This window comes from Janthinobacterium darwini, from assembly GCF_051380905.1.
In the GTDB taxonomy this organism is placed as follows: domain Bacteria; phylum Pseudomonadota; class Gammaproteobacteria; order Burkholderiales; family Burkholderiaceae_D; genus Janthinobacterium.
This window is the reverse complement of sequence record NZ_JBNYXX010000001.1, coordinates 1070214-1086642: the sequence shown is the minus strand read 5'-3', so window position 1 is coordinate 1086642 and position 16429 is coordinate 1070214. Positions and strand designations below refer to the sequence as shown.

The following is a 16429-nucleotide window of genomic DNA, read 5'->3' as shown; positions in this document are numbered from 1 at the left end:
TCAAGCTCCTCCCGACATAGCGACGCCCGACGCTACGGCGCCCGGAGCGAACAGCAAACCGCCATCGTCCGCGAATATCAGCAAGGCATGCGGCTGGCAATACACAGTGCAGGCGCTGCCGATGTCCAGGTTGTGCACGCCACCGAGCTGCGCCACCAGAGCCAGCTCGCCGCGGCGCGCGTGCACATAGGTTTCCGAGCCGCTGATTTCCGCCAGGTCCACCTGCGCCGCGATCGCCACGTCGCCATCGGACTGGGGAGATAAATGCAGGCTGTGGGCGCGCACGCCGAGAATCACCTCCGTGCTGTCGCCCAGGCGGGCGCGCTGCTCGCCGCTCAGGTGAATCGCCAGACCATCAGCCGCCTGCGCCACGCCCTGCGCATCCACGCGCGCAGGAATCAGGTTGATCGGCGGATCGCTGAAGGTGCGCGCCACGGCGATGGAATTGGGGGCGTTGAAGACATCGAGTGTCGGTCCCTGCTGCAGGAGCCGTCCCTCGTGCAGCACGGCCACGTGGCCGCCCAGTTGCAGCGCTTCCAGCGGTTCCGTGGTCGCATACACGACCGTCGTGCTGCCGCTGGAAAACAGTTCCGTCAATTCGCGGCGCAGTTCCTCGCGCAGTTTGTAATCGAGGTTGACGAGCGGCTCGTCGAGCAGCAGCAGCGAGGCATCCTTGATCAGCGCGCGTCCCAGCGCCGTGCGCTGCTGCTGGCCGCCCGACAGTTCGCCCGGCGTGCGCTGCAGATACGGGGTGATATGCAGGCGCTCGGCCAGCGCCAGCACTTTCGCGCGGATCTGTTCCTCGGGCACCTTGCGCAGGCGCAAGGGCGAGGCGATATTGTCGTAGACGGTGAAGGCCGGATAGTTGATGAATTGCTGGTACACCATGGCCAGGTTGCGGCGGCTGACGGGCACACCCGTCACGTCGACGCCGTCGGCAGTCACTGTGCCCCCGCTGGGCTTGTCCAGGCCCGCCATCACGCGCATCAGGGTCGTCTTGCCGGCACGCGTGGTGCCCAGCAAGACGTTGATGGCGCCCGGCACCAGCGCCAACGACATCGGATATAAAAAGTCGTCAGCCCCCTGCTTCCTGCTGATCTTGTCCAGTACCAGTTGCACGCGCTTCTCCTCCAGTGATGGTTTCTTATTCTTCGCCGCACCCTCTGCGGGGCGCGGTCGCCAACGTATTCTGCGCTCTTCTTACGGCACCAACGGATGCTGCAACAGCCAGGCGTCGAGCCTGCCCGCCGTCTCGCGCGGCAGGTGCAGGCCCAGCTTGGAGCGCCGCCACAGGATGTCGGCCGCGCTGACGGCCCATTCATGGCGCCGCAAATAATTGACTTCCGCCGCGTACAGGCCGGCGGCGATTTCCTCGCCCATGGCCGCCACGTTCTTGCACCCATCGAGCAACACATGGATGCGCGTGCCGTAAGCGCGCGCATAGCGCGCCACCAGCGCCGCCGGCAGCCAGGGGTACTCGCCCTGCAAGCCTTGCACGAACTGGTCGAACTCGCGCACCGACCTGTTCTGCGGCGTGCTGCCGAACACATCGCCGCCGGGCAGGCAGGCGTTAGCCGTCCAGGCTGGCCGCGTATTGCCCAGCAAGGGCGCCAGCAGATCGAGTGCTTCCTCGGCCAGCTTGCGGAAGGTCGTGATCTTGCCGCCGAAAACACTGAGCAGCGGCGCACCGCCCTGCTCCAGCTCGAAGCGGTAATCGCGCGTGACGGCCTTGGCATCGGCCGCCGCGTCTTCCACCAGCGGACGCACGCCTGCATACGTCCAGACCACGTCGGCAGGCACGACGGGCTTGCTGAAATAGTAACTGGAAAGCTCGCACAAGTAACGAATTTCCTCGTCATCGATTTCCACCTTGCCGCTATCGCCGTGGTAATCGAGATCTGTGGTGCCGATCAGGGTGAAATCATGCTCGTAAGGAATGGCAAACACGATGCGTCCGTCCGGATGCTGGAAGATATACGCATGATCATGCGCGAACAGGCGCTTGACGACGATATGGCTACCTTTGATCAAGCGCAAATGGCGGCCCGTACCACCGGGCGCCGCCTGCTGCAGGAACTCGGCCGTCCATGGCCCGGCCGCATTCACGACGCTGCGCGCGCGCACCAGCGTCTGCCTGCCACCGGCGTGTTGCAAGGTGGCCAGCCAGGTATCGTTCTCGCCCGCACCCTCGCGTGAGAGGGCCGTGCAGCGCGTCTGCGTCAGTACGTGCGCACCCTTGTCTGCCGCATCGATGGCGTTGAGCACCACCAGGCGCGCATCGTCGACCCAGCCATCGGAATACACGAAGCCGCGCTTGAACTGGGGTTTTAACGGTTTTCCCGCCGCGTGGTGCTCAAGGTCGATGCCGTGCGAGGCAGGCAGGATTTCGCGCTTTGCCAGCATGTCGTAGAGAAACAGGCCGGCACGTATCAGCCAGGCCGGGCGCTGGCCCTGCGCATGCGGCATGACAAAGCGCAGCGGCCACATGATGTGCGGCGCCGAGCGCAGCAGCACTTCACGCTCGATCAGCGCCTTGCGCACGAGGCCGAACTCATAGTATTCGAGGTAGCGCAGGCCGCCGTGTATCAGCTTGGTGGAAGCGGACGAGGTGTGGGCAGCGAGGTCGTCTTTTTCGCACAGCACCACGGACAGGCCCCGCCCGGCCGCGTCGCGCGCGATGCCGGCGCCGTTGATGCCACCGCCCACCACCAGCAGGTCGCATGCCATCGCCGGCTCCGGCACTGCGTCGATTCCCTGCTGTACTGAAGCCATCGGAACTCCATCGTTATCAAGGACAGGCGACCAAGAAAGACTAGGCACACCCGGCGACTGTGGTTAAGATCAATACTGATGTCATACGAATTCAATATGGATAAGATTACGCCATAAATCGAACTCATAGCAACATATTTTTACCCGCATTTGTTCGATTTTGTTCGTTTGTAAAATTTTAAAGAGACACGCTCATGAATTTGAATCCCCGCCAGCGCCGCTTGCTTGAAGTGGTGCGCCAGAAAGTCACCATGTCGGTAGAGGAGTTGGCCCAGCAACTCGACGTCACTCCGCAAACCGTGCGGCGCGACGTCAAGCAGATGGAAGAAGCGCGCCTGCTGGCCCGCTATCACGGTGGCGTGGGCTTGCCCTCGTCCGTGGAAAATATCGATTACAACCAGCGCCAAGTATTCAACAGCGAAGCCAAGCGGCGCATCGCCGCCGCCGTGGCGGCGCAAGTGCCGCATGGCTGTTCGCTCCTGATCAATATCGGCACCACTACCGAGGAAGTGGCGCGCGCGCTGGGCCGGCACACGGGCTTGCACGTGGTGACGAACAACCTGAACGTGGCGGCCATCCTGGCCGACAATGCCGCCTGCGAAGTCATCGTGGCGGGCGGCGTGGTGCGCGGGCGCGACCGCGGCATCGTGGGCGAAGCCACCATCGACTTCATCCGCCAGTTCAAGGTCGACATCGGCATCATCGGCATTTCCAGCATCGACGAAGACGGCAGCTTGCGTGACTTCGATGCGCGTGAAGTGAAGGTGGCGCAAGCCATCATCGAGCAGTCGCGCGAAGTGTGGCTGGTAGCCGACCAGCATAAATTCGGCCGCAAGGCGCTGGTGCGACTGGCCGACCTCGCGCAAATCGATATCTTGTTTACGGATGCGCCTCCGCCGGCCCGCTTTACCGACGTACTGCGCGACGCAGGTGTGAAGCTGGTGGTGGCCTGAGCGGCCGGCATATCGGCATGAAAACGCGCACTGTCGCGCAGCCAATACGGCAGGTAGAGGCAAGCGCAGCGAATGATATGAAATATTTATCAATTCAGTAAAAAAGCTGTTACCATTGAGGCAACATGAGTTATTTTTTTAATCTTCCTCTCCGGCAATACGATTATTTGCTTGATATTGCTTTTTATCTATCCAGAGCAAGAAAATAAGGAAAAACTCTTTGCCGGTCGGTGATTTCCTGTGAAAACAGTGTTAGAACTACCTCAAGCACGATGATTGTTCCCAAACAAACCACTCGACAGCAAGCGTGAAGGCCTTGACCATGCCCGTAACGCCGCCCAGTGAAGGAAATAAAATGAGCCATAGTTTTGAAACGGCCGCCTCGCCGCAAGCCGCCCACCCCAACAGCGTTCCCGTCAGCGAACTGGAAGCCCATCTCGGTTACTGGCTGCGTTTCGTGTCCAACCACGTTTCCCACAGCTTCCAGAAAAAAGCGGAAGCCAATGGCGTGACGGTGTCCGAATGGGTGGTGCTGCGTGAAATGTTCCGCCTGGGCTGCACCTCGCCCACGGTGCTGGCGCAAGTGTCCGGCATGAGCAAGGGCGCCGTGTCGAAGCTGATCGACCGCCTGGAAAGCAAGGGCATGGTCAGCAAGTCGATCCTGCTGGCGGACCGCCGTCAGCATTCGATCGAACTGACCACGGAAGGTGAAGCGCTGGTACCCGTGCTGGCCGAGATGGCAGACCAGAACGACGAGGAATTCTTCGGCAAGCTGCCGCGCCAGCTGCGCGACGACCTGCTCGAAGCGATGAAGGAAGTGGCGCGCACACATCAGCTCAAGAGCGCACCCCTGAATTAAAGCGACTTGGGCAAGGGTGAGACGGTAGCTCGGGCGCTTCGGCTATGATGCTGGCCTGACCGTCTACCAGGAACACGCATGGCCCTGCACATCGAAACCCCTCTGCTCAACTCGCGCGCCCTGAGCCTGCACAGCGAACGCGCGATCTGGCTCAAGCTCGAAGCCTTGCAGCCCCCCGGCTCCTTCAAGATCCGCGGCATCGGCCTCGCCTGCGAAGAATACGCGCGGCGCGGCGCCAGTCGTTTCATCTCTTCTTCCGGTGGCAATGCCGGCATCGCCGTGGCCTACGCGGGACGCCAGCTGGGCATTCCCGTCATCGTCGTGGTGCCAGAAACGACCAGTGCGCGGGCCAGGGCTCTGATCGCGCAGGAAGGCGCCGAAGTCATCGTGCATGGCGCCGCCTGGCAAGAAGCCAACGCGCTGGCGCAAGCCATGCTCACGCCGCAAGACGCTTTCCTGCATCCCTTCGATGACCCGCTGCTGTGGCAAGGCCACGCGGGCATGATCGATGAAGTGGCCAGCGCGGGCCTGAAACCGGATGCGGTCGTGCTGTCAGTGGGCGGCGGCGGTCTGCTGGCCGGCGTGGCCGAAGGCTTGCAGCGCAACGGCTGGGACGACGTGGTCCTGGTGGCCGTGGAAACCGAAGGCGCCGCCTCGCTGGCCGCCGCCATGGCCGCGCGCGAACACGTGGCCCTGCCCGCCGTAAACAGCATCGCCACTTCGCTGGCCGCGCGCCAGGTGTGCGCGCAAGCCTACGCCATCAGCCAGACGCGTCTGCTGCACAGCGTGGTGGTCTCGGACCGGGCCGCCGTCGATGCCTGCCAGCGCTTTATTAGCGACCAGCGCCTGGTGGTGGAGCCGGCCTGCGGCGCCGCGCTGGCCGCCGTCTACGGCAAGACGCCGGAACTGGCGCCCTACCGCAATGTGCTGGTCATCGTCTGTGGCGGCGTCACTGCCACCACGCAGCAGCTTGACCACTGGAGCGCCGCCCTGTAACGCCGCCTACGGCGCCGCCTCAAGCAGCGCCACGCCATCGCGGCCCTGCCCCTTGGCGGCATACAAGGCCTGGTCCGCCAGGTCCAGCAACTGCGCCGGCGTCAGCGCGCCTTCGCGGAAGATGGCGATGCCGATGCTGGTCGTCACCGGCAGCGGGCCGCTGGCCAGGTCGAAGGGGTGGCGGATGGCATCGATGATCTTCGCGCCGATCTGGCGCACTTCGGCCGCGCTGTTTACGCCTTCGAGAATGATCACGAATTCATCGCCGGCCAGGCGCGCCACCAGGTCGCTGGCGCGCACGCTGCGCACCAGGCGCGCGGCAAATTCCTTCAGCACCTCGTCGCCGGCATGGTGGCCGAGGCTATCGTTGATGGCCTTGAAGCGGTCGATATCGAGATAGGCCAGCGCCATCGGCGCGCGCGCAGCGCGCGTACGCTGCATGCTTTGCGCCAGTTGTTCGTCGAAGCGGCGGCGGTTGGCGATGCCCGTCAGTATGTCGGTGGCGGCGGCAAACTGCAGCGCCGTATGCACCGCCTTGGTCTTGGTGATTTCGTGGATCAGGCCATACACGCCTTCCACCGTGCCGCTCTCGCCCACATCGGGCACATAGCTGGTCTGGAAGGCACGCTGGCCCGCCTCCCCCTCGCCATCAATGCTGAATTCATATTCGACCTCCTCGCCCGCGAAGGCGCGCTGCAGGTAGGCTTCGCGCAATTGATACGCCTCTTCGCCCAGCACATCGCGTATCGACTGCATCATGCTTTCCTTGCGCGACCGGCCGAACCATTTTTCAAACGTGGCGTTGATGAACTGGTAGCGGTGCTCGCGGTCGATGTAGACGATCACCACGGGTACATGGTCCGTCAGCAGCTTCAAGCGCCGCTCGCTGTCGCGCGTCTGCGCCTCGGCGATTTCGCGCTCGGCCACCAGCGAGTAGAAATCACGGCTCAAGTCACCGATTTCATCGCGCCGTTCGATTTGCAGCGCCTCGATGCCCAGGCGCTGGCGGCGGATCTGGTGCACCTGGCGGCGCAGGCGCTCCAGTGGCTGCAGCAAACGCAGCACCACGCGCCAGCCGGCCAATCCAGCCAGCACCGCCAGCAGCACGGCAGCCAGCAATATTTTGCTGCGCATCGCATGCAGTGGCGCGAAAGCCTGATTCATCGGATAAACCGAGGCCAGTATCCAGCCCGTGCCGGCAATGCGGTGGTAGGCAAACAAGGCATCGACACCCTGCGTGGTGGTGCCCGTCAGCCAGCCCTCGAAGCCCTGCATGGCGCGCCGGGTCGGTTCGCTGACGGGGCCATTCGCCTCGATGCGCTGCATGATGCGCGACTTGTCCGGATGCTCGACGATGACGCCTTCGCTGGTCATGATGTACAGGTAGCCGCCCGTGCCCGGCTTGAGTGCGCCCAGGCGCCCCAGGAAATCGGGTTGGCGCAGGTTCACGCTGGCCGCCAGCACATAGCGCATGGCGCCCTGCGCATCGAACACGGGCTGCGTCACCACCACGATGGGCATGCCGGAAATGCTGCCGTTGAGCGGCGAGGAGATCACCGAGCGCCGGGTCGCCAGCGTCTGATCAAAGTAGGGACGTCCCTTCAGGTTCAGTCCCGCCTGCGGCTTGAAGGGGCTCAGGGTGGCCAGGACAACACCATCGATACCAACCACGCCGGCCGTATAAAACTCCTTGCCCAGCACTGTTTGCGCGCCCAGAAAGCGCTGCAGGCTGGCGCCATCGTGCGCGCCACTGGCCGCCAGGCTGTCCGCCATCGCGCGCAGCACATTGCGCTTGGCATCGAGTTCTTCTTCGATGAAGACGGCGGCGCTGGCCAGCGATACATACTGCTGGCGCCCCGTCACGTCGCGCATGCCGCGCTCGGCCACGCTCAGGGTGGCCAGCGCCAACGAGGCCACGGCAGCCAGCACGAGCAGGAAGACGACCACGCTCATACGCGCCTTCAGGCTGGCCGGCAGGCGTCGGCGCAGCAATTTACGCAATCTCATACGCATCGTCGCCACGCCGTCACAGCCGCTGCTGCAAGTACCGGCACAGGCGCTCGACCGATTCTTGCAGCGCCAGCACCTCGGTGTCGAGGCTCAGGGCGGGCGACAGCGGCGTCTCGTAGGGAGCGGAAACGCCCGTGAATTGCGCGATCTGGCCCGCGCGCGCCTGCGCATACAGGCCTTTCGGGTCGCGCGCCTCACACTCGGCCAGCGGCGTGCTGACATGGACTTCGATGAAATGCGCCGCGCCGATGATGTCGGCGGCCATGGCCCGGTCGGCGCGGTACGGCGAAATGAAGGCGGCGATGACGATCAGGCCGACCTCGTTCATCAGGCGCGCCACTTCGGCCGTACGGCGGATATTTTCATGCCGGTCTTGCGGCGTAAAGCCCAGGTCGCGGTTCAAGCCATGGCGCAGCTGGTCGCCGTCGAGCAGCGCCACGGCGCGGCCCTGCGCCTTGAGCGCTTGCCCCAGCGCCAGCGCGATGCTGGTCTTGCCGGCGCCGCTCAAGCCCGTCAGCCAGACCGTGGGGTGTTGTGCTGCTGTCATCACACTGCCTCTCCATTATAGAGCTGGCAATATAACAAAGCCGTGCCGGAAAGGACAGATTTTCAGGCCGCGCTGCGCGCCTCAAGCAGCAACTGTCGTATCTCGGGCACGCAGGAGCCGCAATTGCCGCCCGCCTTGACGCAGGCCGTCACCTGCGCCGTCGTCGTCAGTTTTTGATCCTGGATGGCGGCGCAAATGGTGTTGCGCCCCACCCCAAAGCACGAGCACACTGTGGGGCCGGCGTCGACGCTCTTGCCGATCGGCTGGCCCAGCAGCACACCGGCGCGATCCGCCGCATCCATTTGCGCGTGCGCAAACAGGCCCGCCAGCCAGCTGCGCGACGGCATGTCGGGACGGGGCGAGACATACACGCACTGCGCGATGCGCCCTTCGTCCAGGTGCACGGCGCGGTACACGCCGGCGCTGGCGTCCGCATAATCGAGCCAGTCGGCGTTGTCGTCCGAGACGCCGAGCAGTGCGCGCGCCCAGACGCCCAGGTCGGCAATGCGCTGGCGGCCCGCCAGCTCGTAGCGCAGGAATTGTTCGCCCTGGATGCGCGTCCAGTGCGCCACGCCGTCAAGGTTCAAGGGCGTGCGGCTCAGGACAAACGCATGCCAGTGCACGCGGAACTGCTCGATGCGCACGGGCGTGTGCTTGAACTCTGGCTCGCCCGAGACGGGATCGACCACCGGATTGACGACGGCGCCCACGCGCGCGTCGGAGGCATTCGCGTCGCTCCAGTGTATCGGCACGAACACCTGGCCGCGCGCGATGCCGCCGCCATGCACGACGCGCGCCACCATCGCGCCCCAGGCACTGCTGATGCGCGCCAGCTCGCCCTCGCGCACGCTGTACAGCAGCGCATCCTGCGGGTGGAGGTCGATGAAGGCTTCGGCGACGTGACCCGACAGCTTGGCCGCCTTGCCCGTGCGCGTCATCGTATGCCACTGGTCGCGCACCCTGCCCGTATTCAAGATGAGTGGATAGTCCTCGTCGGGCATATTATGCGGCGCGCGCGGCGCCGTGGGCACGAAGCGCGCACGCCCGTCCGCATGCGCGAAGCGGCCGTCGCCGAACAGGCGCGCCCGGCCCTGCGGCCATTGCTGCGGCACCAGGGCGTCGTATTGCGCCGCATCAAGGTTGTCCAGGCCCGTCAGGTTGAACAGGCGCGCCGTTTCTGCCGCGTTGCGGAAGGTGGACAGGCGCGCGTGTTCGTCGAAGATGGCCTGCGGCGAGGTGAAATCGAAGCCTGCGTAGCCCATGCGCGTGGCCACGTCGCACAGCACCTGCCAGTCGGCGCGCGCCTCGCCGGGCGCCGGCAAAAAAGCGCGCTGGCGCGAGATGCGCCGCTCGGAGTTCGTCACCGTGCCATCCTTCTCGCCCCAGCCCAGGGCCGGCAGCAGCACGTCGGCATGCGCATTCGTGTCCGATTCGGCGCTGATGTCCGACACCACGACCAGTTCGCATTGATCCAGCGCGCGGCGCACCTGCTCGGCGTCCGGCATGCTCACCAGCGGATTGGTGGCGATGATCCACACGGCTTTCACCTTGCCCGATTCGATCGCGTGGAACAGTTCCACGGCTTTCAAGCCAGGTTTGCCGGCGATGCGGGGAGAGTCCCAGAACGTTTGCACGGTGTCACGGTGCAACGGATTGTCCAGCTCCAGGTGCGCCGCCAGCATGTTGGCCAGGCCCCCTACCTCACGCCCGCCCATGGCGTTCGGCTGCCCCGTCAGGGAAAACGGCCCCATGCCGGGCTGGCCGATGCGCCCCGTCGCCAGGTGGCAGTTGATGATGCTGTTGACCTTGTCCGTGCCGGAGGACGACTGGTTTACGCCCTGCGAAAAGGCCGTGACGACCTTGCGCGTGGCAGCAAAGGCCTGGTAAAACGCCAGCAAGGCCTGCGGGTCGACCTTGCAGATGCGCGCCACCTGCAGCGGGTCGCCGCACTCCACATGCGCGGCGGCCAGCGCCTCATCGAGACCGCGGCTGTGCCGCGTGACGAAAGCGTCGTCGATCACGCCTTCTTTCGCCAGATGGCACAGCAAGCCATTGAACAGCCATACGTCAGTGCCCGGCTTCACGGGCAGGTGCAAATCGGCCAGCTCGCACGTGGCCGTGCGGCGCGGGTCGATCACCACCAGTTTGACGCCTGGCCGGCTTTCCTTGAGGCGCGCGATGCGCTGGAACAGGATCGGGTGGCACCAGGCCGTGTTCGAGCCCACCAGCACCACCATGTCGGCCAGTTCCAGGTCTTCATAGCAGCCCGGCACGATATCCTCGCCAAACGCGCGCTTGTGGCCCGCCACGGCCGACGACATGCACAGGCGCGAATTGGTGTCGATATTCGCGCTGCCCACATAGCCCTTCATGAATTTGTTGGCGATGTAATAGTCTTCCGTCAGCAGCTGTCCCGAGACATACAGGGCCACGGCGTCAGGCCCGTGTGCATCGATGATGGCGCGCAAGCCGCCAGCCACCTGATCCAGCGCAGCATCCCATGAAGCGCGCTGCAGGACGCCATCGACGCGCACCTGTGGAGTCAGCAGGCGCTTGTCGAGGCCCAGGGTATCGCCCAGCGCCGAGCCTTTCACGCACAGGCGCCCCAGGTTGGCCGGGTGGCTGCTATCGCCGGCGATGCGGATGGCGCCGTCGGGCAGGCGTGTCGCTTCCACGCCGCAGCCGACGCCGCAGTACGGGCAAGTGGTTTTTACGGGCGTGCACGTGGTCATGGGCGTATCCTGTTGGTCGCTGTCAGGCGGCCTGGCCGCACAGGGCCTGGCCAAACAATAAATGGGAGCGCAACTGGCTGATGTCGCGGCGCTGCTGGATCAGGTCGAAATACCAGGGACCGTCCTGCACCTCGCCATACAGCACGGCGCCCACCAGGCGGTCGCCCTGCACCACCAGGCGCTTGTAGACACCGCGGCGCGGATCGCGCAGCACCAGGTCTTCGCTGCCCTCGCCGCCTATGATGTCGCCGGCCGAATACAGGTCGATGCCCGTCACTTTCAATTTGGTGGCGCTGGCCTGCTGCACGTAGCGCCGGTGCCCGGCGCCAGCCAGGTGCGCGCCGCACACGCGCGCCTGCTCCCAGATGGGCGCCACCAGGCCGAAGGTGGCGCGGCGGTGCTGCACGCATTCGCCCACGGCGTACACGCGCGGGTCATAGCTTTGCAGACAGTCGTCGACGACGATGGCCCGTTCGCAGTGCAGGCCGGCAGCTTGCGCCAGGGCGATATTGGGGCGCACACCGGCCGTCATCACCACCAGGTCGGCGGGAATGCTGCTGCCGTCAAGAAAACGCACGCTTTCCGCCCGCTCGCGGCCCGTGATCTCGGCGGTCTGCGCCTGCATCAGGAAACGCAGGCCGCGCGCCTCCAGCGCCGATTTCAACAACATCGATGCGGGCGCATCGAGCTGCTGGTTCATCAGGGCGCCGCTCATGTGCACGACGGTGACGTCCATGCCCTGGCGCTGCAAGCCGTTGGCCGCTTCCAGTCCCAGCAAGCCGCCGCCGATGACCACCGCATGGCGGTGCGTGCGCGCCGCCTGCAGCATGGTGTCGACATCGCTGATATCGCGAAAACCGATCACGCCTGGCAGCGCGTGGCCCGGCACGGGCACGATGAACGGCGTCGACCCGGTGGCCAGCAGCAGGCGGTCATAAGGTACCTCGATGCCCGACTGCGCCTCTACCTTGCGCGCCTGGCGGTCGATGCGCACCACGGGGTCGCCCGCGTGCAAGGTGATGCCGTGCTGCGCATACCAGTCGCGCGTGTGCAGCATGATGTCGTCCACCGTCTTTTCACCGGCGAGCACCGGGGAAAGCAAAATGCGGTTGTAATTGCCATGCGGCTCGGCGCCGAACACGGTGATGTCGTACAGGTCAGGCGCGAGTTTCAACAGCTCCTCGACCGTGCGCATGCCAGCCATGCCGTTGCCGACTACCACGAGCGAGGGGCGCGCAGTTGCCTTGGCTGGCGGGTTCACAGGGCCACCCACACCATGTCCGCAAACAAGCGCGCGGGCCAGGATGTGACCGAATGCTCGGGCGCTTCCAGGCACTCGCCGCTGGCGAGGTCGAAGTGCTGCTTGTAGATGGGCGAGGCGACAACGACGCGCTCGCCGATGCTGCCCACCAGGCCACGCGACAGCACGGAAGCGCCCGCGCTCGGGTCGACATTGTCGATGGCGTACACGCGCGGCGCCGCATCGCCGACGCGAAACACGGCCACGTGGCGCCCACCCAGCAGCGCGCACACGCCCGTGTCGGGCACGATGTCAGCCAAGGGGCAGATTGCCACCCAATTGTCGGCGCTGGCGCCAGTCAGTTCATTCATCGCATTCATGCTTCACGCCTCCACGGCAAGGATGGGGATCACGGTGCTGCGGCGTTCGATGGGCGTGGCAGGCCGGATCTGGCCCCGCTCTTCCACGAACACCACGTTTTCATCGTTTTTCTCGCTATTGACGAAGTGGCGGAAACGCTGGCGCACGGCGGGGTTGGAGATGGCTTCCTGCCACTCGCAGGCATAGGTGTCGACCACGTGCTGCATGTCCGCTTCCAGCTCGTGGGCGATGCCCAGGCTGTCGTCGATGACGACGCGCTTGAGGTAATCGAGTCCCCCTTCCAGGTTGTCGCGCCACACACTGGTGCGCTGCAGGCGGTCGGCCGTGCGCACGTAAAACATCAAAAAGCGGTCGACATAGCGCACCAGGGTGGCTTCATCGAGATCGGACGCCAGCAATTCCGCGTGGCGCGGCTTCATGCCGCCATTGCCGCACACGTACAGGTTCCAGCCTTTTTCCGTGGCGATCAGGCCGATATCCTTGCCCTGCGCCTCGGCGCATTCGCGCGTGCAGCCGGAGACGCCGAACTTGATCTTGTGCGGCGTGCGCAAGCCCTTGTAGCGGTTTTCCAGGCGGATGGCGAAACCCACGCTGTCGGCCACGCCGTAGCGGCACCAGGTGGAACCGACGCACGATTTGACCGTGCGCAAAGATTTGCCATAGGCGTGGCCCGATTCGAAGCCGGCCGCGATCAATTCTTCCCAGATGGCGGGCAACTGGTCCACGCGGGCACCGAACAGGTCGACCCGCTGGCCGCCCGTGATCTTGGTGTACAGGCCGTATTTCTTCGCCACCATGCCCACGGCGATCAAGCCGTCGGCCGTCACTTCGCCGCCCGGCATGCGCGGCACCACCGAGTACGTGCCATCCTTCTGGATATTGCCAAGGAAATAATCGTTACTATCCTGCAGGCTGGCGTGCACAGGCGAGAGGACGAAATCGTTCCAGCAAGACGCGAGGATATTCGCCGCCACGGGCTTGCACACGTCGCAACCGAGACCCTGTCCATGCGCGGACAGCAGCGCGCCGAAGCTGCGGATTTTGCCCACGCGCACCAGGTGGTGCAATTCCTGGCGCGAGTACGCAAAGTGCTCGCACACGTGGTTGTTGACGGCCAGGCCCTGCTTCTGCATTTCCGCCTTCATGATCTGCGTTACCAGTGGCACGCAGCCGCCGCAGGCCGTTCCCGCCTTGGTGCAGCTTTTGAGGGCGCCGATACTGGTGGCACCCTCGGCGACGGCCGCGCACAGCGCGCCTTTCGAGACGTCATTGCACGAGCAGATTTGCGCCGACTCGGGCAAGGCGTCCACGCCCAGTCCCACCTTTTGCTGACCGTCGGCCTGCGGCAAGATCAGGAATTCGGGGCATTCCGGCAGCTCGATTTTATTCAGCATCATTTGCAGGAGCGTGCCGTATTCGCTGGCGTCGCCCACCATCACGCCACCCAGCAGGTATTTGCCGCAATCGGAGACGACGATCTTCTTGTAGATCTGCTTGCGCTCGTCCGTGAACTGGTAGGAGCGGCTGCCTGGCGCATTGCCATGCGGGTCGCCCAGGCTGGCCACGTCCACGCCCATCAACTTGAGCTTGGTGCTCATGTCGGCGCCCTTGAACGCGGCTTCTCCCTCTTCCTGCAACACATGGCGCGCGCAAATGCGCGCCATGTCATAGCCGGGCGCCACCAGGCCAAAGATCAAGCCGCCCCACAGCGCACATTCGCCGATGGCGTAGATATCCGGATCGGACGTGACGCAGCTGTCGTCGATGGCGATGCCGCCGCGTGCTCCCACGTCCAGGCCGCAGGCGCGCGCCAGTTCGTCACGGGGGCGGATGCCGGCCGAAAAGACGATCATGTCCGCTTCCAGGTAACTGCCATCGGCAAACTGCATGCGGTGCATGGCCGCTACACCGTCGACGATGGCCAGGGTATTCTTTTGCGTGTGCACGGTAACGCCCAGTTCCTCGATCTTGCGGCGCAGGACGCGCGCGCCGCCTTCATCGACCTGCACGGCCATCAGGCGCGGGGCGAATTCCACCACGTGAGTATCGAGCTTCAAATCGCGCAAGGCCTTCGCGCATTCGAGGCCCAGCAGCCCGCCGCCGATGACCACGCCCGTGGTGGACTTGGCGCCCCAGGCCAGCATGGCTTCCAGGTCTTCGATGGTGCGATAGACGAAGCAGCCATCGCGCTCCTTGCCCGGCAGCGGCGGCACGAAAGGCGTGGAGCCGGTGGCGAACACCAGTTTGTCGTAGCGCAATACCTCGCCCGTGCTGGTCGTGACGCTCTTCGCCAAGCGGTCGATGGAGATGGCCCGCGCATTGAGCTTCAACACGACGTTGTCCTTGTCGAAGAAACCGGGCGCCACCAGCGACAGCTCTTCCGCCGATTTGCCGCTGAAAAATTCGGACAGGTGCACGCGGTCGTAGGCGGGACGCGCTTCTTCGCACAAGACCGTGACGTGCAGGTGCGGGGCGTTTTCCAATGCCAGGCATTCGAGGAACTTATGCCCGACCATGCCATGGCCGAGAACGACGATCTTCAAAGGGTGGTTCATGCTTGCTCTCCTCAGGCCGCAGCCATGTTCGGTTCCGCCGCCAGCCCCGTAAATCGGGCGGCGATGGCGCACAGGGCCGAGATCACCACCAGCGCGCTGAGGATGATCAGGGTCTGGCGGATGTCGCCCGTGCCCTTCATCAGAAAACCGGCCGCCACGGCGCCCACATTGCCGCCCGCGCCGATGATGCCGGCCACGCCGCCGAGCGCACGGCTATCAATAAAGGGCACCAGCGCGTAGGTGGCGCCGCAAGCCATGTGGGTGAACAGGCCGAAGACCAGCATGGCGATGACGGCGTACGTGACGCTGTCGACTTTCGCAAACCACAGCAAGCCCACGCCTTCGCCTATCATCAGCATGAACAGCAGGGTCACGCGGCTGTTCAGGTTGCCGCGCAGGGCCAATTTATCGGACATCCAGCCACCCAGGGCGCGGGCAAACAGGGCCAGCAAGCCGAAGCTGCCGGCGGCCAGGCCGGCGGATTTCAAGGACAGGCCGAAATGGTCGACGTAGTACACGGCGGCGATGTTGTGGATGAAAATCTCGATGCCGAAGCAGGCGCCGTAGGTGACGAACAGCAGCCACACGCGGTAGTTGGAACTGGCGGCCTTGAAGCTGTCCCAGCCCCCGCTTTTGCCACCACCTTTGCCACCCTCGATGGCCGCGCCAGCCTTGCGCAAGTCTGAATAATTTCCTTCCGGGCAATCCTGCGTATAGCGCCAGTAGAGGACAGCCATCAGCAGCATCAGCACGCCCGGCACCAGCAGGGCGATGCGCCAGCCCAGCGACTCGGACACGCCCAGCATCAGCACGGCGCCAAGCAGCAGCGGCATCAGCGCCTGCGCCGCGCCGCCGCCCGCATTGCCCCAGCCGGCGGCGGCCGCATTCGCCGTCCCCACCACGCGGGGCGCAAACATCACGGAGGTGTGATATTGCGTGATGACAAAGCTGGCACCGACGGCGCCGATGCCCAGGCGGAAAAACAGAAAGCTTTCATAACTTTGCGAAGCGGCCACGCCCAGCACGGGAATGGCGCCCAGCAACAGCAAGCCCGTGTACGTCTTGCGCGGGCCGTAGCGGTCGCACAATGGTCCCACGATCAGGCGCACGAGGATGGTGATGGCGACGGCCGCGATATTGATATTGGCCACTTGCGCCAAGGAAAGGCCGAACTCGCCCTTGATGACCGGCATTAGCGGTGCGCAGGCGAACCAGGCGAAGAAACACACGAAAAATGCCATCCACGTCAGGTGGAATGCCCGCATGGGCGGGGTGGCGAGGGAGAAGAGCGCGATGCGCGTTGCTTTTTGGCTGGCCATGTCAGGTTCCCGAAATATCCCGTTGATAAAACAAAACGGCGCCCGCCCCCGCCGATGATAAAAAT

At 64.6% G+C, this 16429-nt stretch carries 12 protein-coding genes; 3 read left to right on the top strand and 9 right to left on the bottom strand.

What is annotated here, in order from left to right:
- Positions 1-1119: an ABC transporter ATP-binding protein gene (locus ACQ4WZ_RS04935; protein ID WP_436572702.1), complete on the bottom strand. Its 1119-nt coding sequence runs from the start codon at positions 1117-1119 to the stop codon at positions 1-3.
- 81 nt (positions 1120-1200) lie between these two features.
- Positions 1201-2772: a glycerol-3-phosphate dehydrogenase gene (glpD, locus tag ACQ4WZ_RS04930; RefSeq protein WP_436572701.1), complete on the bottom strand. Its 1572-nt coding sequence runs from the start codon at positions 2770-2772 to the stop codon at positions 1201-1203.
- 194 nt (positions 2773-2966) lie between these two features.
- Between glpD and ACQ4WZ_RS04925 the strand changes: the two genes are divergently transcribed.
- From ACQ4WZ_RS04925 to ACQ4WZ_RS04915, 3 genes are all read left to right on the top strand, one after another.
- A complete protein-coding gene (locus ACQ4WZ_RS04925; protein ID WP_101481904.1) occupies positions 2967-3725 on the top strand; it encodes a DeoR/GlpR family DNA-binding transcription regulator in 759 nt (252 codons plus the stop codon).
- Between the two features lie 355 nt (positions 3726-4080).
- The gene (locus tag ACQ4WZ_RS04920) at positions 4081-4584 is read left to right on the top strand and encodes a MarR family winged helix-turn-helix transcriptional regulator (RefSeq protein ID WP_101481905.1); all 504 of its coding nucleotides are present in this window, start codon (positions 4081-4083) and stop codon (positions 4582-4584) included.
- A gap of 78 nt (positions 4585-4662) precedes the next feature.
- Entirely contained in the window at positions 4663-5580 is a 918-nt protein-coding gene (locus tag ACQ4WZ_RS04915; RefSeq protein WP_436572700.1) for a pyridoxal-phosphate dependent enzyme, read from the top strand.
- A gap of 6 nt (positions 5581-5586) precedes the next feature.
- Here the strand turns inward: ACQ4WZ_RS04915 and ACQ4WZ_RS04910 are convergent, their stop codons facing one another.
- From ACQ4WZ_RS04910 to ACQ4WZ_RS04880, 7 genes are all read right to left on the bottom strand, one after another.
- A complete protein-coding gene (locus ACQ4WZ_RS04910; protein ID WP_436572699.1) occupies positions 5587-7587 on the bottom strand; it encodes a diguanylate cyclase domain-containing protein in 2001 nt (666 codons plus the stop codon).
- 19 nt (positions 7588-7606) lie between these two features.
- On the bottom strand, positions 7607-8137 hold the full coding sequence (gene cysC, locus ACQ4WZ_RS04905; protein ID WP_101481908.1) for an adenylyl-sulfate kinase: 531 nt from the start codon (positions 8135-8137) through the stop codon (positions 7607-7609).
- 62 nt (positions 8138-8199) lie between these two features.
- Positions 8200-10869 carry a molybdopterin-dependent oxidoreductase gene (locus ACQ4WZ_RS04900; RefSeq protein WP_436572698.1) on the bottom strand — a complete coding sequence of 890 codons (2670 nt, stop codon included), beginning with the start codon at positions 10867-10869 and terminating at the stop codon, positions 8200-8202.
- A gap of 22 nt (positions 10870-10891) precedes the next feature.
- Entirely contained in the window at positions 10892-12130 is a 1239-nt protein-coding gene (locus ACQ4WZ_RS04895; protein ID WP_436572697.1) for an NAD(P)/FAD-dependent oxidoreductase, read from the bottom strand.
- Positions 12127-12480 (bottom strand): nitrite reductase small subunit NirD, encoded by a 354-nt coding sequence (gene nirD / locus ACQ4WZ_RS04890; protein ID WP_101484621.1) that lies wholly within the window; start codon positions 12478-12480, stop codon positions 12127-12129. The genes ACQ4WZ_RS04895 and nirD overlap by 4 nt, the downstream gene beginning before the upstream one ends.
- Before the next feature lie 12 nt (positions 12481-12492).
- On the bottom strand, positions 12493-15045 hold the full coding sequence (gene nirB, locus ACQ4WZ_RS04885; RefSeq protein ID WP_133990370.1) for a nitrite reductase large subunit NirB: 2553 nt from the start codon (positions 15043-15045) through the stop codon (positions 12493-12495).
- 11 nt (positions 15046-15056) lie between these two features.
- Positions 15057-16364 carry an MFS transporter gene (locus ACQ4WZ_RS04880; RefSeq protein ID WP_133990368.1) on the bottom strand — a complete coding sequence of 436 codons (1308 nt, stop codon included), beginning with the start codon at positions 16362-16364 and terminating at the stop codon, positions 15057-15059.
- Positions 16365-16429 lie beyond the last annotated feature (65 nt).

Bases quoted from the DNA above. Each gene is read 5' to 3' on its own strand.
- nirB (WP_133990370.1), bottom strand. From the start codon at position 15,045: ATGAACCACCCTTTGAAGATCGTCGTTCTCGGCCATGGCATGGTCGGG.
- ACQ4WZ_RS04915 (WP_436572700.1), top strand. From the start codon at position 4,663: ATGGCCCTGCACATCGAAACCCCTCTGCTCAACTCGCGCGCCCTGAGC.
- nirD (WP_101484621.1), bottom strand. From the start codon at position 12,480: ATGAATGAACTGACTGGCGCCAGCGCCGACAATTGGGTGGCAATCTGC.
- ACQ4WZ_RS04925 (WP_101481904.1), top strand. From the start codon at position 2,967: ATGAATTTGAATCCCCGCCAGCGCCGCTTGCTTGAAGTGGTGCGCCAG.
- ACQ4WZ_RS04900 (WP_436572698.1), bottom strand. From the start codon at position 10,869: ATGACCACGTGCACGCCCGTAAAAACCACTTGCCCGTACTGCGGCGTC.
- cysC (WP_101481908.1), bottom strand. From the start codon at position 8,137: ATGACAGCAGCACAACACCCCACGGTCTGGCTGACGGGCTTGAGCGGC.
- ACQ4WZ_RS04910 (WP_436572699.1), bottom strand. From the start codon at position 7,587: ATGAGATTGCGTAAATTGCTGCGCCGACGCCTGCCGGCCAGCCTGAAG.
- ACQ4WZ_RS04880 (WP_133990368.1), bottom strand. From the start codon at position 16,364: ATGGCCAGCCAAAAAGCAACGCGCATCGCGCTCTTCTCCCTCGCCACC.
- ACQ4WZ_RS04920 (WP_101481905.1), top strand. From the start codon at position 4,081: ATGAGCCATAGTTTTGAAACGGCCGCCTCGCCGCAAGCCGCCCACCCC.
- glpD (WP_436572701.1), bottom strand. From the start codon at position 2,772: ATGGCTTCAGTACAGCAGGGAATCGACGCAGTGCCGGAGCCGGCGATG.